This window comes from Polaromonas sp. P1_E12 (genome assembly GCF_056405975.1).
Map to the genome: position 1 here is coordinate 458,324 of NZ_JBFUBB010000002.1, position 24,036 is coordinate 482,359.

Here is a 24,036-nt window from a genome sequence, read left to right on the forward strand (position 1 = left end):
TTAGATTGCAAGCGCCAGGTTATACCGCAGGTTTTGCAGCATACATTACGTTAGGCCTGCCAACCTACTCTTGGGGGAGATCGATTGGGAAGACTACTTGCTGCTTTCAACGTCTTGGCCGGAGGGGCATCACTGGTCGGCCTCTACATTACGGCCTTCACAGACTATCGTTCTTGGGTTCTGGCACTTCTGTTTGTGCTTACCGCGGTCTTTGTCACCTACGTCCTGTTTGTGCCTGGCAACCTGATAGAGCGGAATGTTGCGGCGAAACTCATGCGGCACTACGAGTCCCCCACCGGAACTGGAACGATAACCAAGGTACAGGACGAGTTTGTGATCGATGCGTTCAGTTCGCTTCAGATTCCATTCCCTCATCCATTCAAAGAGCCGCCTGAGGTCGAACTGATTCGCTTGTCCGGACCGGGGCACATCCGACTCAAGGTAGCCAACGTCACTTCACACAAGTTTGTCGTGTCCCAAGACAGCAGTGCCTTCACGGTCGACAAGGCAACGTTCCGGTGGATCGCATCAGGGACGCTTCTTGCCGAAGCAAAGCCAAGTATCGATGGCAGCAGCGTTCGCGGGCAGGCCTAACCACTCGCTCAACCGGACCCGCTACGGCAGGCAGCGTAAGCCTGATCCGAGGCACATGGTGCATCATCTCGTACCAGGCTTACGCCGCCTGCCTCCGCGGGCCGGTTAGCTCGAACGTTAAAACTCTACAAAGACAATGGTGCGGCGAAGATCTCTGAAGGGAGTTGCGTGTGGCCTCGCGACATCTTTTGCAAGCAGAAATAACGATGCTGATGGCTATTGGGCCATGGGGAAGCTCCTTAGGTACGCAAATGTTTCAGGTGCGACGCAGCTCCTAATTGATTTACTGGCGCCAAGCGATCAACCTCTCCCCGAAAATACAGTTGGACTCGTAGCGGATCGATACAGAAAGCAATTGGGCAAGCAATTGGCAACGCAACAACTTTCGCCGTCGTGGGTTGTTGTAGCAAGGGTTCATATTGACTTCTCAGTATCGGAGGACGACTTGAAGCGGCATATGGTCTTTGGAAGAGGGCAACCTTTCGGTTGTGTCGTTGAGATCGTCGATGACAATGCTCGTATGTATTCCGCAAAAGCGTATGGACGGGTCACAGAACATGATCCCAAAAAGGAGTCTCGCAGTGTCAGGTGCGACGAGTTTTAACAGGTTGTTCGTCACGGACATGCAGCAGCAAAATGCCGCTGCGCGGCGTATTGCCCGCCGTACAACGTCGACGTTAGGCATCATGAACCCACGCACTGCACTCCTTCTCGTTGGAATAGCCCTTACTGCCGTTGCAACGCATGCTGCACCCGAAACCGCTTTGCCGCCCGACGTCGTCCAGGTTCGAACGGCTGGGTACTGGAAGAACGGATCGCGTGAAGGGGCGTACCGTGCCGTGGTTGTTCAGGAAGGATGGGAACATGTTTGGTCAAGGCTTCGAGTTGAATGGGTCGCAGCGCCGTCCTCGCGCGGAGGCAACTTTGAGGTTGTTTCCACCGCAACGCCCTTGTTACCCGTAGCGGAAGGAACCACCTTGCTCGACGTAACGCTCAAGCCGAAGCCGGGCAAGGGAGTCGTTCTCACTGTTGTGGCTACGGAGAACATGCCGCCTTTTCGGAAGTCGTCGTATCAGTTTCTTGCTACGACGCCAGGAAGAGTCGAGCGAGTTGGCCGCTAGAAATGACGCCTAACCCTTTCATCGAATGGGCAGTCACAAGCTGGTTTGGTCCGCTTGTGACTGCAGCTCATGTCAAACGTCTGGTCGCGTAAGAACAGCCGCCCATGTCCAAGGCCATTCATTTCATTGGCGCGCTCTTCGCGATGGGGCTTGTCTGGTTTTTTGCCCTCGTGGGCTTGGTCGAGTGGCTAGCGCCGGGCATCGTGTCGGGTTATGGCTTTGTCGCAATACTCGCCACTTGCCTGCTACTTGCCGGATACCCCGCATGGAGGCTCTTTGTCCAGCGACGTCCTTAGCAGGGTTACGCGGTCTAGCGGGTCGCTCGATACGGACACGCCGCGACAATGCGTAGCGAGCCGTGTGCAGGAGCATACGTCTGGCGGCGCATTGCCACTGCGTGCCGGCCAACTCCAATGTCAGGTTTCATTAAATTTTTAAACGCTATGCCCACGACATGATTCACTTGACTCGAACAACCATCGCACTATTCTTTATCTCGATTCTTCCATTGCAATTATCTGCAGCAGAGGCGAGTTTGACTCCCGGTGAAAGAGTTATCGCCGTAGCCTCCGTTCAGCCGGTAGAAAAGTTTTCAATTGAAAATGCGCCAAACGGCCTGGATATTATCTTTCCCGGCCCGGCCTTCTTCGTGAAGAAGGGGGTTGAAAAGAATCGAATCAACGAACTTAAGGCGGCGCTGGAAAAGCAGGCCTTCAACGTACAAGAGGAACTTGCATCTGCCACCTTGAGTGCTTTGAAGGAGGCCAACCAAAGTGCCATACCGGGAGATGGGATCAAATATGAAAAGGACGACCCGACGTCGATTGACTACAAAAATAGCGTAATCGCCGCGGACAGCATACTGACGGTGACCATATCGAATATGGGACTTTATTCCAGTCGGCTAAAGACGACGTTCGCGCCCAGGTTGAATGTCTCGTTTGAACTCGTAGACATAAAGACAGAGAATTCGATCTATTCGCAGTCCATCAGTTATGGCGCAGACGCCAACAAAAATTCGGATGACGAGATCACCGCCAACGCGAATTACACCTTCGCATCGTTCGAGGATGCCCTCAGTAGAGCGGCGGAGCTGGTTGAGGCGTATCGAGATGGAATCAAGAGGACGGCGCAACTCGCTGCTCAACAAATAAAAAAGGCACATTAGGTGGCACGACCGGTGGGATGTAAGTCACTTACGCTTTTCGCAGTCCATGAAACCTAACCTATCGTTCCCGCGGCTGCCTGCGTCATGTGCCTGGGCCTTCTCGCAACGTCGTTGCCTACCTATGTATCAGTCTTCACATGCCTGCCCACATGACAAGGGCCAGTCTACTGGCGAGGTTCCCGTGAAGTTGACGGCTAACCCTTCCTTCGAATGGTCCCGCCTTCGGCGGTCCGCTTGAGTCAAACGTTAGGTGCACATACATGTCGGAAGTCTCACTTATCCGCAAGAGAACGATTGTTCGCCTCGCTCTTGCCTTTGCTGCGATATTGGCAGTCGGCATTTTTCTTTCCCGGAGCGGCTGGCACGGCTGGGCGTCTGGGCAAATCACGGTCTACCGCAAACTGGGCCCGTCCTTTATTGCGTATGCCGTCGGCCCTCATGCCGTAACATTCCAGTTCGAGGTGTGGTTGCGCATCATTTGCGGCGCATTGTTTGTACTCGTCGGTGCAGGTGGTCCTCTCGGGGTCGTGCTCGCTTCACCTTCACGTCGAGAGAAGGTATTCCTTGCGGCCACTGAGGCTGGCCTGCTCAAGCCGCAGGGCGTGAAAGTTCCAATGTGGCTTGTCGTCAGTATTCTGGCTGCACTCTTCGCGGTGTTCATTCATGCTGCCACCAAAGTCATCTAACCCTTCAGCCAAACGGACACACAACGGCGGGGCAGGCTTGCCCGCTTCGTCCGTATCGGTGGCGCCGTCACGTGCTGCTTACTTCAAACGTTAGGAGCCGAGAAACACATGCTCCACGACCCGTGGCTTAGCCGATGGCTTCCGATGCTCCAGGAGTCCGCTGGCTCACTGCCGGTGCTTGAGATCGGTTGTGGAACAGGCGCAGACACATCCACCCTGGTCGGTGCCGGCCTTTCCGTTCTCGCCTTCGATCTTTCCGCCACTTCTGTCGCCGCTGCGAGGCTCCGGGCGCCTCAGGCACGCATCTCATGCCAGGACATCAGAGATCCGTTTCCCCTTCTCCCTGGCGAAGCTGGTGCTGTTGTGGCAAGCCTCACCCTGCACTACTTTCCATGGCATGAAACCCTGGGACTTGTGAGCCGGATCAGGCAGACGCTCAAGCCGGGTGGGCTGCTCTTGTGCCGGCTGAACTCGGTCGAGGACAAGAACTTTGGAGCCACTGGGCATCCTGCCATTGAGCCGAACTACTACCTTGTTGACGGCCAGGCCAAGAGGTTCTTTGATGAGCAGGGCGTCGACGAACTGTTCGCAACCGGATGGCAGGTCTTGTCCAGGGAACACCAGACGACTAACAAGTACGTTCGCAAGAAAGCGTTGTGGGAAGTCGTGGTCCAACGCGGCGCCTGACCCATCGTTCCAGCGGACCGCCTTCGGCTTGGCGCTGGGGCGAGATATTCCAAGGCCTGATCAAGGCCGCAGATCCTGCAGCGCCAGCCGGCTTTCAAAGCGTCGTTGCTCGCCCGTTACCGGGTCTATGAACGCGATGGATTTGGCCAGCAACTGCAGCGGGTAGCGGTAATCGTCTTCCGGTGTCACTTCCACTGGTGGGTACATGCGGTCATTCATCAGCGGCAGGCCAAGCGCATTCATGTGCACGCGCAGCTGGTGCTTCTTGCCTGTTACGGGGCTGAGTGCATAGAGCGCTTGGTCGCCGCGTACTTCGATCACATCGATCAGCGTTTCGCTGTTGGGCTGGCCCTCTATTTCACGCTGCCGGAAAAAAGGCTCGTCTTCGACGATGCGGCTTTTGCGCGTGATGGGAAAGCCAATATCGGCGCGCCATGGCGCCACGGCTTCGTAATGCTTCGTGACTTCATGCCGGCGAAACAGTGACTGGTAGGCATCGCGTTCAGCCGGGTTGACTGAGAACAGCACCAGGCCCGCGGTTTCGCGGTCGATGCGGTGGATGGGTACGAGGCCGTCGATGCCGAGCCGGTTCTTCAGGCGCACCAGCAGCGTTTCCTGCAGGTAGTGGCCCGAGGGCGTGACGGGCAAAAAATGCGGCTTGTCGGCCACCACCAGGTGTTCATCCTGGAACAGCACGGTTTCTTCGAAGGGGATGCGAGGCTCTTCGTCCAGTGCGCGGTAGTAGTACACGCGAATGTGGCCGCGGTAGGGACGTTCGGCGGTGACGGCTTCGCCGAATTCATCGACCACCAGTCCGTCTTGCATGCGTTGCAGCCATACTTCGCGCGATATCGCCGGAAAGCGTTCCACCAGGAAATCAGTGATGCTCGGCCAGTTGCCGGCCGGCAGGCCGACGCAGCTGGGGCTGATACCTGCCCGCGTGGTCAAGCCATGCAGCCCGAGCTTGGGTGTTTTACTCACACCCGCGCAGCCGCAAGATCAGGCACGCACAAACACGACGTCCCAGACGCCGTGCCCCAGCTTGATACCGCGGTTTTCAAATTTGGTCAGTGGGCGGTAGGCTGGCTTGGGCGCATAGCCGCCGGCGCTGCTGTCCGCGGTGTTTTTCAGCATCGGCTCGGCGCCCAGCACTTCCAGGATTTGCTCGGCATAAGGCTGCCAGTCGGTGGCGCAGTGCAGGTAGCCGCCGGGTTTGAGGCGGGCCGCCAGCTTGGTGATCAGCGGCGGCTGGATCAGTCGGCGCTTGTTGTGCTTTTTCTTGTGCCAGGGGTCGGGGAAAAAGATGTGTGCGCCGTCGAGGCTGGCGCGGGGGAGCATGTCGTCAATCACTTCGACCGCGTCATGCTGCAGGATGCGGATGTTGGACAGCTTCTGTTCGTCGATACGCTTGAGCAGGGCGCCCACGCCGGGCGTGTGCACTTCGCAGCAAATGAAGTTCTTCTCGGGCATCAGCGCGGCAATGTGCGCCGTGGCCTCGCCCATGCCAAACCCTATTTCGAGGATGGTGGGGGCGCTACGCCCAAAGGCTTTTTCAAAATCCAGCGCTGCATCGGCATATGGCAGCAAAAACTTCGGGCCCACATCGGCAAAGGCCTTGGCCTGGCCTGCCGTGGTGCGGCCGGTGCGGCGCACAAAGCTGCGGATGTTGTGGGGCGGGTGGGTGTCGGCGGGCGCGCCTTCGGGCGAGGCAGGCGGCACGGGGGGAAGGGTTTCAATCACTTGCCGATTTTAGTCGCCCAGAGTGGCGCGGCCAGTTGCAGCCAGGCGGCGGGTGTCGCGGCGTTGGCTATTCGCTCGACTTCCAGCCCCAGCGTTTGGCCCGCCTGGGCCAGCAGCGTCAGCGGTTGGGAGGTGTCCAGCGGCTGGGCACCGTTCTGCTTGGACAGCTTTTCGCCATTGGCGCCCAGCACCAGCGGCGTGTGCAGGTAGCGCGGCAGCGGCAAGCCGAGTGCGCGCTGCAGCAGGATTTGCCGCGCGGTATTGTCGGCAAGGTCTTCACCGCGGACGATGTCGGTGATGCCCTGGGCTGCATCGTCCACCACCACGGCCAGCTGGTAGGCCCAGAGGCCGTCCGCCCGTTTCAGGACAAAGTCGCCGACATCGCGGCCGACGTCTTGCATCTGTGTGCCCAGGCGGCGGTCGTCCCAGCGGACTTCGGCTTGTGCGGTAGCCAGCGGCGTGGCATCAGTTGCTATTAAATTAATAGCTGCTCGCGCAATACCTGATTGGGCCAGGGCGCTATTTGGCACATAATTTGGCGTCAAAAACCGCCATGCACGTGCAGCACGGCCATGCAGCCCGTTGCGGCAGGTGCCGGGGTACACCAGTTCGCCATGGCGTTCGCGTGGCTGCCCGGACGCGGCCAGCGCCCGCGCAATGTCCTGCCGTGTGCAGGCACAGGGGTAGGCCAGGCCGCGGGTGACCAGTGAATCCAGGGCGTTCTGGTACAGGGCGCCGCGTTGTGACTGGTAAACCGGTGCTTCATCGGGTACCAGGGCACAACAGGCGAGCTGTTCAAGAATGACGCGGTCTGCGCCCGGCACACAGCGCGGGGTATCGACATCTTCGATGCGTACCAGCCAGCGGCCGTGGTGCGCCCGGGCATCCAGCCAGCTGGCCAGGGCCGCCACCAGCGAGCCCGCGTGGAGCGGGCCTGTGGGAGAAGGCGCAAACCTACCTTTGTAGCCCGAGGCCATAAGCAGAAGAAACTATGAGAAAGCTAACCTGGCGGCCGCCGCGCCGGGCCGCCCCAAGCAAGGCCAGCCCCCTCGGGGGGCAGCGCAGTACGCGAAGCGACAAGCGTGGGGGCTAACAAACTTCGAGGGCCATCTCAAGGCCCGAGACAAAGCCATCTTCGACGCGGTGGCCGAGGCACCAGTCGCCGCACGCGCCAATGCGCGATTTGGCGTCCCAGGCGTGGGTTTTGCCCAGGGGTTGTTGCGTCTGGGCGTGGCGCCAGCGGTGCACCGCCGCATGCGGCGGCTGGGCGCGGATGCCGGTCACTTCTGTGAAGGCCTTCAGCAGCTTGGCCTTGACACGCTCGGCATCGTCTTCCAGGTGGCGTTCCGACCATTCCGGGCTGGCCTGCACGGTCCAGCGTTCGATCGGGCTGCGCCCAGGCTTGGACGATTCCCGCGCCAGCCAGGCAATGCGGTGGTGCGTGCTGCGCGCTGCATTCCAATGGGGCCCCAGGTGCGCCATGGTGGGCTGCATCGCTTGCGGAAAAGCCAGCATCAGTGTCCAGCAGGGCGCAACGCTGACCTCTGACAACTCGGCCACCAGGGGCTTGGCCTGTTGCGAGCTGAGCAACAGGGCCTGCGCCTGCGAAGACGGCACCGCCAGAATGACGGTGTCAAAGCCCGAATGCACGCGGCTGTCTGCGCCGGGCCCTTCGGTTTGCAATTGCCACTGGCTGGCGTGCAGCTTGTCGGGTTCGATCCGCATGACTTCGGTTTCCAGCGCGAGCTGGCCGGCGGCATCGAGGGGCTGGGCCCACAGCCGCACCAGTGCGTTCATGCCGGGTGAGGCGACCCAGTGGGCTTCCTTGGGCGGCAGCGCCGAGGCCACGACACGGCCCAGTTCATCGAGGATGCGCACGGTGTTGGCGCTCCAGGGCCGGACCAGCCCGGTAGCGGTGGCCAGGGCCTTTTCAAAGCGCGCGTCCCGCACGGTGAAATATTGCGTGCCGTGGTCAAAACCGCCGAATTCGCTTTCGCGTGTGGCCATCCGGCCGCCGGCGCCCCGGCTTTTTTCAAACACGGTGACGCGGTGCCCGGCCTGCACCAGGGTACGGGCGCAGGCAATGCCCGCAATGCCTGCGCCTATGACGGCAATGCGGCGCGGAGCCGCGGATTCAGGGGAGCGGATGGATTTTTTTGTCATGTCTTTGTACTTTGTGCGGTTTGACGAATGGGGTGCTGCGGATCGTTCAAGTGATTTGCGGCGTCCCGGCGTATGTCATCACATCTCAACCATAAACGAAAACTTCAGGAAGCTGTTCTACGCACACACTCTACACGCAGCCGCAGCGCATGCGCAGTTATTGCGTGCCACTACGGGTTTTCATGCAGACTGGTCGCGCTCCAGCAGGGCTTTTCGTGTGGCGGAATTTTCCAGTTGCTTCAGCCACCACTGCAGTGCCCGCCCGCCATGGCCGTCCACGGCGCGCAACCACGCATAACTCATGGGCACGAGGCGCGGGGCTCGCTGCATTTTTTTCTCGACCAGCCTGCCGGTGGCGACATGCGGACGCGCAAGGTATTCAGGCAGGAAGCCGCCGCCCAGGCCGCGCAGCTGGGCTTGCAGTTTTTCCTGCATGCCGGGCACCGTAAAAATGTCCTGGCCGCCGAGCAGGCCCACAGTGATGCCGCTGCCACGCTGCACGGAATCTGCCACGGCCACGGCCCGGTGGGGCATCAGCATCGCATCCGTTATCGGTTCAGCAGCTTTTGCCAGTGGGTGATGGGGCGCCACTGCGTAGATGAAATGAATGCTGCCCAGCGTCTTGTGCTGCACCGATGTATTGACGGACGGTTCCATGGCCACCCCGATGGCCAGGTCTGCCTGGCCTGAGGTAAGCGCTTCCAGCGTGCCTGAGAGCGCTTCTTCGCGGATCCGCAGGCGTGTGGGTGGGTTCAGGGCAAAAAAAGCCTCGCACAGCTCCATCACGGTGGTGCGCGAGATCACGCTGTCCACGGCCAGCGTAAGCTGCGGCTCCCAGCCGGTGGCGACGCGTTTGACGCGATTGGCCACGGCGTCGAGTTCGGCCAGCAATCGGTTGCCTTCACGCAGCAGTTCCTTGCCGGCCTCGGTCAGCTTGGCCTGGCGCGAAGAGCGGTCAAACAGCAGCACGTCCAGGGCGTCTTCCACCTGGCGGATGCGGTAGGTGAGGGCACTGGGAACGAGGCCCAGCTCGCGTGCCGCAGCTGCCATGCTGCCGGCCCGGTGCACGGCGCCAATCAGGCTGATGCTCTCGGGGGTCAGGGCATCGCGAATCCGGTTATTGCTCATTGGGAGAAATATCATTCAAATAATTTGAATGATGCCATCAAAACGCAGCAATGAAAAGCGGGCTGCCGGCGCCTACATTGGAGTCATTGCAACGCAGTTCAACGCACCTTGAAAGGAGCACCTCATGATGGCTTTAAGAACCTCCGGCGAACGCGGTTATGCCGACCACGGCTGGCTCAAATCTTTTCATTCCTTTTCGTTCGCCGGCTATTACGACCCGGCCCACATGGGTTTTGGCAACCTGCGCGTCATCAACGAAGACCGCATTGCCGCCGGCCGCGGCTTCGGCACCCATGGCCACAAGGACATGGAAATCATCAGCTATGTGCTGAGCGGTGAGCTGGCGCACAAAGACAGCATCGGCAACATCAAGGGCATCCCGCCCGGTGATGTGCAGCGCATGAGCGCGGGCACCGGCGTGCAGCACAGCGAGTTCAACCACGCAGACGGCCAGACCACGCATTTCCTGCAAATCTGGATTGAACCCAACGTGACCGGCATTCCCCCCAGCTACGAACAAAAAACGTTTGCCGATGCCGAAAAGCGCGGCACGTTGCGGCTGGTGGCTTCGCCCGACGGCAGCCAGGGCTCGGTGCTGATCCATGCCGATGCCAGGCTCTATGCAGGCCTCTTCAACGGCGCGGAAACCGCCACGCTGTCGCTCGACGCGAAACGCAAGACCTATGTGTTCCTGGTTCGCGGACAGCTTGAAGTCAACGGCCAGGTGCTGAAGGCCGGCGATGCCGCTGCGCTGCAGGCAGAAGGCACACTGCAACTGGGCCACGGCCAGGACGCCGAGGTGCTGGTGTTTGACCTGACGCCGTAACGCCCGGTCACATGCTGTAACCCATCACCCAGGTCAAGCGCCGAATGCTGGCAGCAGTATGGCGCTTGCCCAGAGTGTTTTTTTCCTCCATCATTTCCCCGTTTACTTTATTTATAAGGACTCGTCATGCTCAATTCCCTGCAAAACCCTCTCTCCCTGATCGGCCGCTTGCTGCTGGCCCTGCTGTTTGTGCCTGCCGGCTTCAGCAAGATCGCCGGCTTTGCCGGAACGGTTGGCTACATCGCCTCCAAAGGCGTGCCGCTGCCTGAAGTCGCTGCCGCCATTGCCATCGTGGTAGAGCTCGGCCTGGGCATCCTTTTGGCCGTGGGCTTCCAGACGCGCTGGGCCGCGCTGGCCATTGGCGTCTTCACCGTCGTCATCACCTGCGTCTTTCACGCGTTCTGGGTTGATCCTGCGCAACAGATGGCGTTCTTCAAGAACATGGCCATCGTCGGCGGCCTGTTCACCGTCGCAGCTTTTGGCGGCGGCGCCTGGAGCGTAGACGGCAAGACCAAAGGCTGATCCATCAACGGGGCTGCAGCTTTGGGCATGAAGCCCTGCTGCAGCCTTTTTGTTTGCCTGCTTTAGATTTCAACTCTCTGCCGCGAAAGACACCGAATGTCCAAAGTTGTCGTGATTTACCACTCCGGCTATGGCCACACCCAACGCATGGCGCAGTCAATCGCCGAAGGCGCAGGCGCTGAACTGGTGGCCATCAATGCCGACGGCGACCTGCCCGAAGGCGGCTGGGAAACCCTCGATGCCGCCACGGCCATCATCATGGGGTCACCCACCTACATGGGCAGTGTCAGCTGGCAGTTCAAGAAATTTGCCGATGCTTCGTCCAAACCCTGGTACACCCAGGCCTGGAAGGACAAGCTGTTTGCCGGTTTCACCAACAGCGCAGCCATGGGCGGTGACAAGATGTCGACGCTGAATTACCTCTTTACTTTGGCCATGCAGCATGGCGGCATCTGGGTCAGCCAGGGCGTACTGCCCAGCAACAGCAAGGCGGCGGTGCGCAGCGACACCAACTACCTTGGCTCTTACAGTGGCGCTGTCGCACAATCGCCATCGGATGCAGGTGCCGGCGAAATGAATGCAGGCGACCTGGAAAACGCCCGCAACTTCGGGCAGCGCGTGGCCGGTATCGCCGCGAGATTCGCTCCCTGAATCAGCTTTCTAAACCAGCTTTCTTTTTACAGGAATTGTCATGACCGTTGAACTCAGGCGCAACCCTCCGGCGGAGCTGGCCCAGCATCTGCAAATCCGCAGCCACGAGCTGATTACCGACGCTACGCTGGCAGAAGGCGGTGACGATGCCGGCCCCTCACCCCACGACTTGTATGACGCGGCGCTCGGCGCCTGCAAGGCCGTGACGGTGATGTGGTACGCCCGCAAGAAGGGGATTCCTGTCGATGAGATAAAAACGCGGGTTGAGCGGGACGACTCTCAGGAGCGCGCCGGTGTCTACAGGCTTGCCACCAAACTCCAGATCAAGGGCGCCCTGACGGATGCCCAGTTGCAGGAATTGCACACCGTGGCCCAGAAATGCCCGGTGCACAAGCTCATGAGCACGGTCACGACGGAAATCACGACGGATGTGGAGCGGCTGGCATGAGCGTTGCGCTGAAACTGACAGGACATCACAAAGACCTGGGCGGCGGCTTCATGGTGCGCCGCCTGCTGCCTTCCGCGCAGCAGCAGTCGGTTGGTCCTTTCATTTTCTTTGACCACTTTGGCCCGGTGACCGAACAACCCGGTACCAACCATGACGTACGGCCGCATCCGCACATCGGCCTGGCCACCGTGACCTATCTGTTCGAAGGCGCCATGATGCATCGCGACAGCATCGGCTCTGCCCAGCGCATAGAACCCGGTGCCATCAACTGGATGACGGCAGGGCGGGGCATTGTGCATTCAGAGCGCGCGCCCGACGACCTGCGTGACATCCCATATGTGAACCATGGCTTGCAGCTGTGGGCTGCCTTGCCCGCAGAGTTTGAAGAAACAGCGCCGGGTTTTTCACACACGCCGGCGGACAGCATCCCAGAGGTATCCGTGGACGGTGCGGTGGTGCGTGTGCTGGTCGGTGAGGCATTCGGAAAAGTCTCGCCCGTCAAGACCTTCTCCAAAACTCTTTACCTGGATGTGGCGCTGGCGGCAGGCACGCCTTTCACGTTGCCGCCGCTGGCAGCGCAGATGGCGCTGTATGCGGTGGACGCCGACCTGCTGCTGGACGGCGAGCCGCTGGCAATGCACACGCTGGCGACCCTCTCGCCCGGCACAGCAGTACAGCTCAGCGCAAACACCCCGACGCGGCTGGTGGTGATTGGCGGCGATGCACTGGATGCACATCGCTTCATGTGGTGGAACTTTGTTTCCAGCCGCAAGGAACGTATCGTGCAGGCCGGCGAGGACTGGGCCGCCCAGGCCATGGGGCAGGTGCCCGGGGAGACTGAATTCATCCCGTTGCCTGAACGGAAATTCACTGCGGGCTGAGGCGCGATCAAAGCCTTTTCAGGGAAAGCGCAGCGTTTAAGATCACGCGATGCAAATTTTCAGCCTGCTTCCCTGGTCCGACTGGATGGCCATTGTCTGGTTCTTTGGCGGCTGGATGGGCTATGCATGGTTCGCCCGGCACTATGGGGTCAAACGGCCTTCGCTGCTGCGTACCACCAACCGTTACCGGCACCATTGGCTGATACAGGCCACGTCGCGCGACCCGCGCGTGATCGACGGCATCATCACGCAGAATCTTTCCAGCACACCGGCATTTTTCTCTTCAACCACGATCATCATCATCGGTGGGCTGTTCGCGCTGCTGGGCACCACCGACAAGGCGGCCGAGCTGGTGCGCGAAATCCCGTTTGCCGTGCGCACCTCGGTACTGATTTTCGACCTCAAGGTGCTGCTGATGGTGGCCGTGTTTGTTTATGCGTTTTTCCGCTTCAGCTGGTCCATGCGCCAATACACCTTTGTCGCCCTGCTGATTGGCTCCATGCCGTCGCCGCAGGAGTTTGAGGTGGGGAAGTTCGACCGTGAAGCGTTTGCCACGCGCGCCAGCCGCATGGTGAGCCTGGCGGCCGAAACCTTTAACGACGGGCTCCGGGCCTACTACTTCAGCTTCGGCATCATGGCCTGGTTTTTTTCCACCTTTGCGTTTGCGCTGGCCACCGCCGTGGTGGTGCTGATTTTGTACAACCGCGAATTCAACTCGGATGTGCTGGACGTGTTGCGCGAATAGCCTGACAGTGCTTCTCAGGGCCGGCCGTCGGGCAGGTCACGCGCCAGGCGCAGGCCGCTGAATTGCCAGCGGGCATCGGGCGGAAAAAAGTTGCGGTAGCTGGCACGTATGTGGCTTTGCGGCGTGGCGCAGGAGCCTCCGCGCAGCACAAACTGGTTGCACATGAACTTGCCGTTGTACTCACCCACCAGGCCTTCCCAGGGCCTGTAACCGGGGTAGGGGTTGTAGTTCGACTGTGTCCATTCCCAGACGTCGCCGTACATTTGGGCCGGCAGGCCGTGGCTTTCCTCCTGCTGCGGCAGGGGGTGGTATGCCGATTTTTCTACAAAATTGCCTTGCGGCACAGGGCTGGCCGCCACACTGCGTGCTGCCAGTTCCCATTCAAACTCGGTCGGCAGGCGTGCACCGGCCCAGCGTGCAAAGGCGTCAGCTTCGAAGTAGCTGAGGTGGCAGGCCGGCGTGTTCGGATCCACGTCGATCAGCCCCTGCAGTGTGAAGTGCCGGTAACTCCCTTCGCTGCCCTGCCAGTAAAAGGGCAGGCTGAGACTGTTCTCAGTCACCCAGTCCCAGCCCATGGAAAGCCACAACTCCGGGCGCTGATAGCCCTTGTCGGCGATGAAGGCGATGAACTCGCCGTTGGTCACCGGCCGACTGGCGAGTTCGAAGGCCGCCACGTACGCCTTGTGGCGCGGCGTTTCATTGTCGAAGGCGAATTCGCCGTCGCGCGCCGCGTCAAAACCGTGTTCCACCAGACCGGCCTCATGGCGCAGCCAGTCCACCGGTTGCGGATGTATGCCGGCAAGCGGCCAGCGGCTGGCATAGGCGGGACGTGCCGGATTGAAAGACAGCGCGTGCTTGATGTCGGTCAGCAGCAGTTCCTGGTGCTGTTGCTCGTGGTGCAGACCGAGGGTGACCAGTTCCGCTAATTCTCTGCGCTGCGCGGTGTCGGTGCCGGCCTCCACCTGTGCGATCACTTCCAGCATGCGCTGGTCGACCTGTGCGCGATAGGCCAGCACCTCATCGAGGGAGGGGCGGCTGATCAGTCCGCGTTTGGGCCGCGGGTACTTGTCGCCTACGCCGTTGTAGTAGCTGTTGAACAGCACCCTGAAGCCTGGATCAAACGGCTTGAAGTCCGGTTCAAACCGCTCGAGGATGAAAGTCTCGAAGAACCAGGTCAGGTGAGCCAGATGCCATTTGGCAGGGCTGGCGTCCGGCATTGACTGGAGTTGGCAGTCTTCGGGGCTCAGGGGTTTGATCAGGGCTTCGGTTTGCTGGCGTACCGCGCTGAACCGAGTGGCCAATGCGGACGACCGGGCCTTGGCGCCGGGGATGCGTGAATGGGATGACTCGAGGGGCATGATGGCTACCGTGTATTTGGGGGCGGGCTCCGCCTCATTGGCATGCACAAAATAAGGCAGGGTGCGGATGTGACGGTGGTGAGCAACTAAAAGCTTCGCACGGCACTCATTCCTCAGCTGTCAGACAAGACCCCGAATGCTGGAGGTACAGCCAGGGGAACAGGCCTTGACAGTGGTTTGGCCACGGGATTGACCTGGGGTTTCAGTTCAGGGTCCAGGGCGCGCCGCTCGTCAAACACAAAACATTCGCCGTCAAAATGCGCGCGCCCGCTTTCCTCAAAATACTTGAGGATGCCGCCATCGAGCTGCCAGACGTTTTCGATACCGGCTTCGCGCATGAGGATGGCTGCCTTTTCGCAGCGAATGCCGCCGGTGCAAAAACTCACGACAGTTTTGCCCGCAAGCTCTTGCCGGTGTGCCAGCAGGGCCTGGGGAAATTCGGTGAACTTGCTGATGCGCCAGTCGATGGCGTTTTTGAAAGTGCCGACATCGGCCTCAAAGTCATTGCGGGTGTCCAGCGTCACCACCGGGCGGCCGGTATCATCGCAGCCCGCGTCAAGCCATCGCTTGAGCGTGGCGGCGTCCACCGCCGGAGCGCGCCCAGCGGCCGGCTGGATAGCGGGGTGGTTCATGCGGATGATTTCCGGCTTGACTTTGACCAGCAGCTTGCGAAACGGCTGGGCACTTGACCAGCTTTCCTTGGCTTGCAGGTCGCTGAAGCGGGCATCCTGTTTCAGCCATGCCAAAAAATCATGAATATCTGCCGCCGGGCCCGCCAGGAAGAGGTTGATTCCTTCTTCTGCCAGCAGTACCGTGCCTTTGATCGCGCGTTGTTGGAGCGCCTGTTCGATGCTGCCCTGCAGCATCGCAGGGTGCGCCAGCGTGACGAATTTATAGGCCGCAATGTTCAGGATTTGCATGATCCGGTCGATTGTAGGCAGGCATGCGGGGCCTTGCACTGCGTCACGGCGCCTCAGCGGACAGCCTCGGCCCTAAAATGACCTTTATGTTTGTTCATTTGCGCCTTCACACCGAGTTTTCAGTCGTCGACGGCACCAACCGCATCGATGAAGTTGTGGCCGCTGCGGCTGCCGACCACCAGCCGGCCCTGGCCATCACCGACCTCAGCAATCTGTTCGGGACGGTCAAGTTTTACAAGGAAACCCGGGGTGCTGGTGTCAAACCCCTGATTGGGGCCGATGTGTGGGTGCAGGTGCCGGGCAAGGACGCCGGGGCGCCCGCCGCGCGCCTGCTGCTGCTGGTGCAAAACCGTCAGGGCTACCTGAATCTGTCCGAGATCCTGACGCGGGCCTGGACAAAAAACGTGGTGCGCGACCAGGCGGTGGTCAAGCTCGAATGGCTGCAGGAACTCAATGAAGGCCTGATTGCGCTGTCGGGGGCGCAGGGCGGGGCTGTGGGCCAGGCGCTGCTGCAGGGCGACAGCGCACGCGCCGTCGAATGTGCGCTGTACTTTGCGGGCCTCTTCCCGCACCGTTTTTACCTCGAACTGCAACGCGCCCAGCGTCCCGATGACGAACGTCATGTGGCGGCCGCCGTTCAGCTGGCCGCGCGGCTCAAGCTGCCGGTGGTGGCGACCCACCCAGTGCAGTTCCTGACTTACGACGATTACGAGGCACATGAGGCCCGGGTGTGTATTTCGGAAGGCGAAATCCTGGGCAACACGCGCCGCGTGCGCAAGTTCACGCGGGAGCAGTACTTCAAGTCGGCCGCGCAGATGGCGGCGCTTTTTGCCGATGTGCCCACCGCGCTGGCCAACACCGTGGAAATTGCCCGGCGCTGCAACCTCACGCTGGAGCTGGGAAAACCCATGCTGCCCGACTATCCCACGCCGGAAGTCAATGGCGTGCGCATGCCGATCAATGAATACTTCCGCCACGCGTCGTTTGAAGGGCTGGAAGAGCGCCTGACTCACCTGTACCGCGACGTGGCCGTGCGCGACCAGAAGCGGCCCGAGTATGTGAAGCGCCTGGAGTTCGAGATCAACACCATCCTCAAGATGGGTTTCCCGGGCTACTTCCTGATCGTGGGTGACTTCATCAACTGGGCCAAGAACAACGGCTGCCCGGTGGGGCCGGGCCGGGGCTCGGGCGCGGGCTCGCTGGTGGCGTATTCACTCAAGATCACCGACCTGGACCCGCTGCAGTACAACCTGCTGTTCGAGCGCTTCCTGAATCCGGAACGGGTATCCATGCCCGACTTCGACATCGACTTTTGCCAGAGCAACCGCGACCGCGTGATCGATTACGTGAAAGACAAATACGGCAAGGAAGCCGTGAGCCAGATCGTGACCTTCGGCACCATGGCCGCGCGCGCCGCCATCCGCGACGTGGGCCGCGTGCTCGACTTTCCGTATGGCTTTTGCGACGGCATTTCCAAGCTGATTCCGAACAAACCGGGCCAGCACATCACGATTGAACAGGCAAAGGAGCAGGAGCCCATCCTGGCCGAGCGCGAGCGCAAGGAAGAGGACGTACAAACCCTGCTGGCGCTCGCGCAAAAGCTCGAGGGCCTGACCCGCAACGTCGGCATGCATGCCGGGGGCGTGCTGATCGCCCCCAGCAAGCTGACCGATTTTTGCCCGCTCTATGCCCAGCCTGGCAGCGATTCCGCCGTGAGCCAGTTCGACAAGGACGACGTGGAAGCGATCGGCCTGGTCAAGTTCGACTTTTTGGGCCTGGCCACGCTGACCATCCTGGAAATCGCCCGGGAGTTCATCATCGCGCGCCACCCGGCGCAAAAAGACTTCAAGTTTGAAGACCTGCCACTCAACGACCGAAAGGTTTACGAGTTGTTCGGCCGGGGCCAGACCGAAGCCGTGTTCCAGTTTGAAAGTATCGGCATGCAGCGCATGCTGAAAGACGCGAAGCCGGACCGCCTGGAAGACCTGATCGCCATGAATGCGCTCTACCGGCCAGGGCCGATGGAGCTGATCCCGACCTACATCGCGCGCAAGCAGGGCAAGGAAGTGCCCGAATACCCGGACCCGCGCGTCAAGACCATTCTCGAAGAGACCTACGGCATCATGGTCTACCAGGAGCAGGTGATGCAGACCGCGCAGATCCTGGGCGGCTATTCGCTAGGCGGCGCCGACTTGCTGCGCCGCGCCATGGGCAAGAAGAAAAAAGAAGAGATGGACGCCCAGCGCGAGATCTTCCGCAAGGGTGCGGGCGAGGGCGGCCTGAGCGAGGAGAAAGCCGACGAGGTTTTCGACCTGATGGAAAAATTCGCGGGCTACGGCTTCAACAAGTCGCACTCCGCCGCCTATGCGCTGCTGGCCTACCACACAGCCTGGCTGAAGGTGCACTACACCGCTGAATTCTTCGCCGCCAACATGACGGTGGAAATGGACGACACCGACAAGCTCAAGATCCTGTTCGGTGACGCGCAGAAGATGGGCATCCAGTTCGAGTCGCCCGACATCAACCGCGGCGACTACCGCTTCGAGCCGATCAGCGCCACATCGGTGCGTTACGGCCTGGGCGCCGTCAAGGGCACGGGCCAGCAGGCGATTGCCGCCATCGTGGCGGCGCGCAAGGAAGGCGGCCCGTTCACCTCGCTCTACGATTTTTGCGTACGTGTGGACCGCAGCCGGCTCAACAAGCGCACGGTCGAGGCCCTCATCAAGGGCGGAGCTTTTGACAACCTGCAGCTCAACCGTGCGTCGCTGCTGGCGTCGGTGGACCGCGCCTTTGAGTTTGCCGCTGCGACCGAAGCCAATGCCAACCAGGGCGGGCTGTTCGACATGTCCGACTCGCACGCGGCCAGCACCCAGGAGCCGGCGCTGGTCGAGGCTATGCCTTTCGGTGTGAAGGCGCGGCTGGTACTGGAAAAAACGGCGATCGGGTTTTACCTCTCGGGCCACCTCTTTGACGAGGTGGAGACCGAAGTGCGCCAGTTTGCCAAGCGCAAGATTGAGGACCTGATCGATTCGCGCGAACCTCAGCTTCTGGCTGCCATTCTGAGCGACCTGCGCGTCATCAACGGCAACCGCGGCAAGCTGATCATTTTCAAGCTCGACGACAAGACCGACGTGCTTGAAGCCTCGGTGGACGAAACGACCTTCAACGCCAACCGCAACCTGCTCAAGGACGACGAACTGGTGATCGTGCAAGGTACGCTGCAGGGTGCGTCGGAGCGCTTCGGCCGCCGCTTCAAGGTCACGCAGGTCTGGGACCTGGAAACTGCCCGCTGCAAATTCGGCAAGTACCTGCGGGTGGCGGTCAACGGTACCGCACCGGATATCTCCCGGCTGGTCAGGGACTTCCCGCCACGCCGCGAGATGTCAGACCAGGGAGAGTTGAGCCGCGGTTTGCCGGTACGGTTGAGCCTCAGGCGCCAAGGCGAGGCCGGCGGCGTGACAGCGGAGCTTCATCTGGGGGAAGCGGCCAAATTCTTCCCCACCGATGCCGCGCTGGCCAGCTGGATGGCGCAGGCCGACAAAGGGCTGGTGCAGATTGTTTATGAATGAAATTGGCCTCTGGGCCAATAAGGATGTGCGCGAGCAGCTATTGAATTGATAGCGGACTGTTGCGCGGGGCCTAGTCCTTGGGCCTGAATTCCAGAATCATGGGCGTTGGAACCCGCCCATCCACGTCGCGCGGCATGGTGCCAGTGCGGATGATGGCCTTGATCACCGCATCGTCCCAGGCTTTGTTACCGCTGGATTTGACCAGGCGCTGGCTGATGACGGTGCCGTCCAGTGTGGTGCGCACTTCCACCTCGGCGGTCGGGTTGCCCGCAATGTCTTCGGTGAACACGATATTGGGCACGACCTTGGCCCTGACCTTGCCACCATAACTTGCTGAGGGCCCACCGGCTTTTTGCGCTGTGCCTTTGGCCTCGGCGCCGCCGGTGGCACCGGCCTGGCCCATCATTCGCTTGAGGTTTTCGTCGCGCAGCTTCTTCGCAGCAGCATCGGCCAGTTTTTGCTTCTCGTCGTCTTTCGCGTCCTGCTTCTTCGCTTCGGCCTTTTTGGCGTCTTCGGCAGCCTTGCGCTTGGCCTGCTCCTCTTTGGCCTTCAGTTCTTTTTCTTTTTTCGCGAGCTGTTCGGCCTTGAGCTTTTCCTGCTTCTGGTTCTCGGCCTCTTTTTGCTGCTGCAACAGCTTGCGCTTTTTCTCCTGCTCCAGGGCGATATCGACATTGGATGCCGGCGGCGGCGTCTTCACTTCCGGCGTGGGGCGCGCGGGTGGGGGCGGCGGTGGGGTAGGGGCTTCCACCAGTTTGGGCGCTGCCGCCTGCGGCACGCTGGACCAGATTTCTGCATCAAACGACACGGCCTTGTCGCTGTGTTTCCAGTTGATGCCCCAGGTCAGCGCGGCCATCAGCAGGATGTGGGCGAACAAGGCCAGCCCGAACGCGCGCAACGACCCGCTGTCGCGGGGCGGTCCGAATTCGAGGCGATCTGCGGCGCTGGGCATGGCGGGTTACGGGCGGCTACTTGTTGCCGGTTTGTACCGAAAGGCCCACGCGTGACACCCCGGCTTTTTGCAGGTTGTCCATGACCTGAACCACGGTTTCGTACTTGATCGATTTGTCGGCGCTGATGACCACGGGCACAGCTTCGGCGCCGGCGGCTTTCACCGCCGGCTCCAGCCGTGCGATGTCGCCTGCGACGTTGCGCACGTTGCTGGGCACGCTGTCGGTCTTGATCTTGATCTGCACGGTTTCATCCTTGCTGATCAGGATCTGTACCGGATTTTGCGGTTGGCTGGGTGCCTTGCCGACCTTGGGCAGCGCGATCATGCTGGGCGTGATGAGCGGCGCCGTCACCATGAAGATGATGAGCAGCACCAGCATGACGTCGATGAACGGCACCATGTTGATTTCGCTGATGGTGCGCCGGTTGCGGCCGCGGCGGGAATTGACTGCTGGCATGGCGGTCTCCTTACAGCTCTAGTGTCCCGAAGGAGATTGGGCGCCCAGGTTGCGCTGCAGGATGTTGGAAAACTCTTCGATGAAGGTTTCGAGCCGGTTGGCAACGCGGTCAATGTCGTGCGAGAAGCGGTTGTAGGCCACCACGGCCGGAATGGCCGCGAACAGGCCGATGGCGGTGGCTACCAGTGCCTCGGCAATGCCCGGTGCTACTGTGGCCAGCGTGACCTGTTCCAGGGCGGCCAGGCCGGTGAAGGCGTGCATGATGCCCCAGACCGTGCCGAAGAGGCCGACGTAAGGCGAGACGGAGCCAACGGTGGCAAGGAAGGAGAGATTGGCTTCGATCGCGTCCACCTCACGCTGGTAGCTTGCGCGCATGGCGCGGCGCGCGCCGTCCAGCAGGGTACCGGCGTCGGTGATGCGGCGCTCGCGCAGCTTCTGGTATTCACGCATGCCGCTGGCAAAAATGCGTTCCATGGGGCCGGAGTGCTTGGCGTTTTGCGCAGCACCGGCGAAAAGGTCGTTGAGGCTCGTACCCGACCAGAACTCGCGGTCGAATTCGTCATTGAGCTTTTGCACTTTTTTCAGGGCAATGATCTTCCTGAAGATGGCGGCCCAGCTGGCGATGGACACGCCGACCAGCAACGCCACCACGGCCTGAACGACCCAGCTGGCATTGAGGATGAGGCTGACGATGGAGAGGTCTTGATTCATGTTGAAGCTTTGCTCAAGTTTTTAGGCTGTCAAGAATGGCAGCAGGAATCCGCCTGGGCTGCAGGCTGGCGGCGTCGACCCAGCCGATCCTGATACTTCCTTCACAGAGCAAGATGGGTGGTTGTCCCTCTTCCTGCCCTGTTTTTTGCTCTGTTTTTAATAGCACCTGCTGCCCAATTATCATGGACGCGCGGCCTGCTTCTACCAGGCTTGCCGTAACAATGAGTTCATCGTCCAGGCGGGCAGGGCGATGGTAGCGGATGCTGGTTTCTGCCACCACAAATATGCCACCGGTACTTTCCCTCAGGCGCTGTTGTTCAACACCGAGTGATCTGAGCCATTCGGTGCGTGAACGTTCAAAAAATTTCAGGTAGTTCGCGTAAAAAACAATGCCGCCGGCGTCGGTGTCTTCCCAATACACCCTTACCGGCCAACTAAAAACGCGCGCAGCCGGCTTCATGCCAGCACCGCCTTGAGCCGGGCCACAGCTTCCTTCAATTGATCCATGGAGTTGGCCGTGGAAAACCGTACGAATTGTTCAGGTGCCGCATGTCCGAAGTCACGGCCCGGCGTGACGGCCAGATGGGCACGCTTCATGAGCTCGAAGGCGAAGTCCCAGCTGCCGCTGACACCCAGGCGGGCGGCCGCGGCAGTGCAATCGGCGTAGGCATAAAACGCGCCGTCCGGCATCACCGGAACCGTGAGCCCCAGGCGGTTGAGCTCGGGGATGAAGTAGTCGCGGCGCGCCTTGAATTCGGCGCGGCGGCGTTCGTACTCTTGCAGGCTCTCCGGCTCGAAGCAGGCCAGGGCGGCATGCTGGGCCACGGTGCTGGCGCAGATAAAGAGGTTTTGTGCGATGCGCTCGATCACCGGCGCCAGCGCTTCGGGCACCACCAGCCAGCCCAGGCGCCAGCCGGTCATGTTGAAGTATTTGCTGAAGCTGTTGATGCTGATCACGCTGTGGCCCAGCTCGCCGGGCATGGCCAGCGCCGAATGGCCGAAGTGCTCTTCGTAGCTCAGGCCCAGGTAGATTTCATCGATCAGCGTGATGCCGCCGCGGCTGTGCACAAATTCGTGGATGCGCTGCAGCTCTTCCGGTGCAATCGAGGTGCCCGTGGGATTGGACGGGGAAGCCAGCAGCACGCCGCGTGTTTTGGAGTTCCATGCCGCTTCCACCTTTTCGCGGGTCAGCTGAAAGCGTTCTTCGGCGGTGGTGGGGACCAGCACCGCATTGCCTTCTGCCGCACTGACGAAATGCCGGTTGCAGGGGTAGCTCGGGTCGGGCATCAGGATTTCGTCCCCCGCCTCAATCAGGGCCAGGCAGGCCAGTTGCAAGGCAGCGGAGGCGCCCGCGGTGATGATGATGCGGTTGGGCGCCACCTGCGCCCCGAAGCGGGAGGCATACCAGCCGCTGATGCGTTCTCGCAGGGCCGGCAAGCCGGTGGCCTGGGTGTATTGCGTGGTGCCGCGCTCGATGGCGCGGGCTGCGGCCTGTTGCACCAAAGGCGGCGCCGTGAAGTCGGGCTCGCCGATGTTCAGGAAGATCATGGGCGATGCGCTGTGCGCAAATTCCTGCGCCAGCGCAGAGGCCGCTTTGGCAACCTCCATGACATAGAAGGGCTCAATCCGCTGAGCCCGCTGGGCGATTTTCAAGGCTGGCCTTTCACGGGGCGAGCCCCTATCGGGATTTGTCGGCAGCGACTTCAGCGGCGCGCAGCGAGGGCGCCATTTTGTTCAGGACCCCGTTGACGTACTTGTGGCCGTCGGTGCCGCCAAAGGCTTTGGCAAGCTCGATGCACTCGTTGATCACGACACGCCAGGGTACATCGAGGCAGTGGGTGAACTCATAGGCGCCTATCCACAGCACAGCATGCTCCACCGGCGATATTTCGGCCATGGGCCGGTCCAGCAGGGGCGTGATGTTTGCATCGAGCGTTGCCGCGCCTTCGATGCAGCCATGCAAAAGCGCATCGTAGTGGGCGGAGTCGGCTTTGTGAAAACCCACGAGGTCTCGGGTAAACGCGTCAATCGAATCCGCTTCGTTTCGGCCTACCAGGTGCTGGTAGAGCGCCTGCAGTGCGAACTCGCGTGCGCGCGTGCGGGCGGATTTGTCCGCCGCCTTTTTGACGCCGGTGTCGGTCAGGCCGGTGCGGGTTTGGGGCGGGCGTTTGGGTTTGGTGATGGGGTCTGCCATGAAGTGCCAGTCAGGTTAAGGGATGCAGGAGCAGGCGCTCAGGCAATTTCATTGATCAGGTTGGCCATTTCGACGGCAACGCGGGCGGCGTCGCGCCCTTTGTCGACCTGCCGGGCTTCAGCCTGTGCGACGTTTTCCGTCGTGAGTATGGCATTGGCAATAGGCAACTGGTAGTCAAGCGCCAGGCGCGTGACGGCGGCGCCGCTCTCATTGGCCACCAGTTCGAAATGGTAGGTCTCACCGCGAATGATGCAACCGAGGGCGATCAACGCGTCGTATTTGTTGCTTTCGGCCAAGGCCTGCAATGCAACAGGGACTTCCAGTGCGCCGGGCACCTTGACGTGTTTGATGTTGTCCTCTTGCACACCCAGCGCGGACAGCTCGTGTTTGCAGGCTTCTGCGAGCGCATTGGTAATGCTTTCATTGAAGCGCGCCTGCACGATGCCAATGGAAAGTTTTTTGCCGTCAAGCTTGTCGCCTGAACCTTTTTCTGCTCCAAACACGGTGTATCCCTTTGA

The 24,036-nt window shown here is 60.8% G+C and carries 25 protein-coding genes; 11 read left to right on the forward strand and 14 right to left on the reverse strand.

The annotated features are described in order from the left end of the window. Positions 1 to 84: 84 nt before the first annotated feature. The 4 genes from AC1D13_RS08015 to AC1D13_RS08030 all read left to right on the forward strand — a co-directional run bounded on the left by AC1D13_RS08015 (position 85) and on the right by AC1D13_RS08030 (position 4,256). The gene (locus tag AC1D13_RS08015; protein ID WP_477665695.1) at positions 85 to 594 is read left to right on the forward strand and encodes a hypothetical protein; all 510 of its coding nucleotides are present in this window, start codon (positions 85 to 87) and stop codon (positions 592 to 594) included. A 1,575-nt stretch (positions 595 to 2,169) separates the two neighbouring features. Continuing rightward, positions 2,170 to 2,883, forward strand: coding sequence for a hypothetical protein (locus tag AC1D13_RS08020; RefSeq protein WP_477665696.1), 714 nt, complete (start codon positions 2,170 to 2,172; stop codon positions 2,881 to 2,883). A 260-nt stretch (positions 2,884 to 3,143) separates the two neighbouring features. Continuing rightward, positions 3,144 to 3,569 carry a hypothetical protein gene (locus tag AC1D13_RS08025; RefSeq protein WP_477665697.1) on the forward strand — a complete coding sequence of 142 codons (426 nt, stop codon included), beginning with the start codon at positions 3,144 to 3,146 and terminating at the stop codon, positions 3,567 to 3,569. A gap of 108 nt (positions 3,570 to 3,677) precedes the next feature. Continuing rightward, positions 3,678 to 4,256, forward strand: coding sequence for a class I SAM-dependent methyltransferase (locus tag AC1D13_RS08030; protein WP_477665698.1), 579 nt, complete (start codon positions 3,678 to 3,680; stop codon positions 4,254 to 4,256). A gap of 60 nt (positions 4,257 to 4,316) precedes the next feature. On the opposite strand, the gene AC1D13_RS08035 is transcribed toward AC1D13_RS08030, so the two are convergent. From AC1D13_RS08035 to AC1D13_RS08055, 5 genes are all read right to left on the reverse strand, one after another. After that, the gene (locus AC1D13_RS08035; protein WP_477689321.1) at positions 4,317 to 5,237 is read right to left on the reverse strand and encodes an RluA family pseudouridine synthase; all 921 of its coding nucleotides are present in this window, start codon (positions 5,235 to 5,237) and stop codon (positions 4,317 to 4,319) included. Between the two features lie 18 nt (positions 5,238 to 5,255). Next, positions 5,256 to 5,996 carry a tRNA (guanosine(46)-N7)-methyltransferase TrmB gene (trmB, locus tag AC1D13_RS08040; protein ID WP_477689322.1) on the reverse strand — a complete coding sequence of 247 codons (741 nt, stop codon included), beginning with the start codon at positions 5,994 to 5,996 and terminating at the stop codon, positions 5,256 to 5,258. Next, a complete protein-coding gene (gene gluQRS, locus AC1D13_RS08045) occupies positions 5,993 to 6,973 on the reverse strand; it encodes a tRNA glutamyl-Q(34) synthetase GluQRS (RefSeq protein WP_457280225.1) in 981 nt (326 codons plus the stop codon). Before gluQRS ends, trmB begins: the two co-directional genes overlap by 4 nt. Positions 6,974 to 7,085: 112 nt before the next feature. Beyond that, on the reverse strand, positions 7,086 to 8,159 hold the full coding sequence (locus tag AC1D13_RS08050; protein WP_457280226.1) for an NAD(P)/FAD-dependent oxidoreductase: 1,074 nt from the start codon (positions 8,157 to 8,159) through the stop codon (positions 7,086 to 7,088). 180 nt (positions 8,160 to 8,339) lie between these two features. Next, positions 8,340 to 9,302, reverse strand: coding sequence for a LysR family transcriptional regulator (locus AC1D13_RS08055; protein WP_477689323.1), 963 nt, complete (start codon positions 9,300 to 9,302; stop codon positions 8,340 to 8,342). Between the two features lie 109 nt (positions 9,303 to 9,411). Here AC1D13_RS08055 and AC1D13_RS08060 point away from each other — a divergent pair, with 109 nt between their 5' ends. The 6 genes from AC1D13_RS08060 to AC1D13_RS08085 all read left to right on the forward strand — a co-directional run bounded on the left by AC1D13_RS08060 (position 9,412) and on the right by AC1D13_RS08085 (position 13,360). Next, positions 9,412 to 10,113: a pirin family protein gene (locus AC1D13_RS08060; protein WP_477665702.1), complete on the forward strand. Its 702-nt coding sequence runs from the start codon at positions 9,412 to 9,414 to the stop codon at positions 10,111 to 10,113. Positions 10,114 to 10,239: 126 nt separating this feature from the next. Beyond that, the gene (locus AC1D13_RS08065) at positions 10,240 to 10,635 is read left to right on the forward strand and encodes a DoxX family protein (RefSeq protein ID WP_457280229.1); all 396 of its coding nucleotides are present in this window, start codon (positions 10,240 to 10,242) and stop codon (positions 10,633 to 10,635) included. A gap of 96 nt (positions 10,636 to 10,731) precedes the next feature. Next, positions 10,732 to 11,286: a flavodoxin family protein gene (locus AC1D13_RS08070; protein ID WP_477665703.1), complete on the forward strand. Its 555-nt coding sequence runs from the start codon at positions 10,732 to 10,734 to the stop codon at positions 11,284 to 11,286. Between the two features lie 40 nt (positions 11,287 to 11,326). Next, positions 11,327 to 11,734, forward strand: coding sequence for an OsmC family protein (locus tag AC1D13_RS08075; RefSeq protein ID WP_477665704.1), 408 nt, complete (start codon positions 11,327 to 11,329; stop codon positions 11,732 to 11,734). Beyond that, positions 11,731 to 12,615, forward strand: coding sequence for a pirin family protein (locus tag AC1D13_RS08080; protein ID WP_457280232.1), 885 nt, complete (start codon positions 11,731 to 11,733; stop codon positions 12,613 to 12,615). The genes AC1D13_RS08075 and AC1D13_RS08080 overlap by 4 nt, the downstream gene beginning before the upstream one ends. Before the next feature lie 49 nt (positions 12,616 to 12,664). Further along, positions 12,665 to 13,360, forward strand: a complete 696-nt coding sequence (locus AC1D13_RS08085) for a DUF599 domain-containing protein (RefSeq protein WP_457280233.1) — start codon at positions 12,665 to 12,667, stop codon at positions 13,358 to 13,360. A 14-nt stretch (positions 13,361 to 13,374) separates the two neighbouring features. Here the strand turns inward: AC1D13_RS08085 and egtB are convergent, their stop codons facing one another. Together egtB and AC1D13_RS08095 are read right to left on the reverse strand one after the other, a co-directional pair. Next, entirely contained in the window at positions 13,375 to 14,718 is a 1,344-nt protein-coding gene (gene egtB, locus AC1D13_RS08090) for an ergothioneine biosynthesis protein EgtB (RefSeq protein WP_477689324.1), read from the reverse strand. A 113-nt stretch (positions 14,719 to 14,831) separates the two neighbouring features. Further along, positions 14,832 to 15,638 carry a sulfurtransferase gene (locus AC1D13_RS08095; RefSeq protein WP_477689325.1) on the reverse strand — a complete coding sequence of 269 codons (807 nt, stop codon included), beginning with the start codon at positions 15,636 to 15,638 and terminating at the stop codon, positions 14,832 to 14,834. Positions 15,639 to 15,724: 86 nt separating this feature from the next. Between AC1D13_RS08095 and dnaE the strand changes: the two genes are divergently transcribed. Further along, positions 15,725 to 19,207, forward strand: coding sequence for a DNA polymerase III subunit alpha (gene dnaE / locus AC1D13_RS08100; RefSeq protein WP_477689326.1), 3,483 nt, complete (start codon positions 15,725 to 15,727; stop codon positions 19,205 to 19,207). Between the two features lie 70 nt (positions 19,208 to 19,277). On the opposite strand, the gene tolA is transcribed toward dnaE, so the two are convergent. Genes tolA through ribH form a run of 7 tightly spaced genes read right to left on the reverse strand, consistent with a single transcriptional unit; the run spans position 19,278 to position 24,021 of the window. Beyond that, positions 19,278 to 20,156 (reverse strand): cell envelope integrity protein TolA, encoded by an 879-nt coding sequence (gene tolA, locus AC1D13_RS08105; RefSeq protein WP_477665707.1) that lies wholly within the window; start codon positions 20,154 to 20,156, stop codon positions 19,278 to 19,280. A gap of 16 nt (positions 20,157 to 20,172) precedes the next feature. After that, positions 20,173 to 20,613 (reverse strand): biopolymer transporter ExbD, encoded by a 441-nt coding sequence (locus AC1D13_RS08110; protein ID WP_457280237.1) that lies wholly within the window; start codon positions 20,611 to 20,613, stop codon positions 20,173 to 20,175. Positions 20,614 to 20,631: 18 nt separating this feature from the next. Beyond that, a complete protein-coding gene (tolQ, locus tag AC1D13_RS08115) occupies positions 20,632 to 21,324 on the reverse strand; it encodes a protein TolQ (protein ID WP_457280238.1) in 693 nt (230 codons plus the stop codon). Between the two features lie 13 nt (positions 21,325 to 21,337). After that, positions 21,338 to 21,784, reverse strand: coding sequence for a tol-pal system-associated acyl-CoA thioesterase (gene ybgC, locus AC1D13_RS08120; RefSeq protein WP_477689327.1), 447 nt, complete (start codon positions 21,782 to 21,784; stop codon positions 21,338 to 21,340). Beyond that, positions 21,781 to 22,977 carry a pyridoxal phosphate-dependent aminotransferase gene (locus tag AC1D13_RS08125; protein ID WP_477689328.1) on the reverse strand — a complete coding sequence of 399 codons (1,197 nt, stop codon included), beginning with the start codon at positions 22,975 to 22,977 and terminating at the stop codon, positions 21,781 to 21,783. Before AC1D13_RS08125 ends, ybgC begins: the two co-directional genes overlap by 4 nt. Before the next feature lie 25 nt (positions 22,978 to 23,002). Beyond that, on the reverse strand, positions 23,003 to 23,518 hold the full coding sequence (gene nusB, locus AC1D13_RS08130) for a transcription antitermination factor NusB (RefSeq protein ID WP_457280241.1): 516 nt from the start codon (positions 23,516 to 23,518) through the stop codon (positions 23,003 to 23,005). Positions 23,519 to 23,556: 38 nt separating this feature from the next. Then, positions 23,557 to 24,021, reverse strand: a complete 465-nt coding sequence (gene ribH, locus AC1D13_RS08135; RefSeq protein ID WP_457280242.1) for a 6,7-dimethyl-8-ribityllumazine synthase — start codon at positions 24,019 to 24,021, stop codon at positions 23,557 to 23,559. Positions 24,022 to 24,036: the final 15 nt, after the last annotated feature.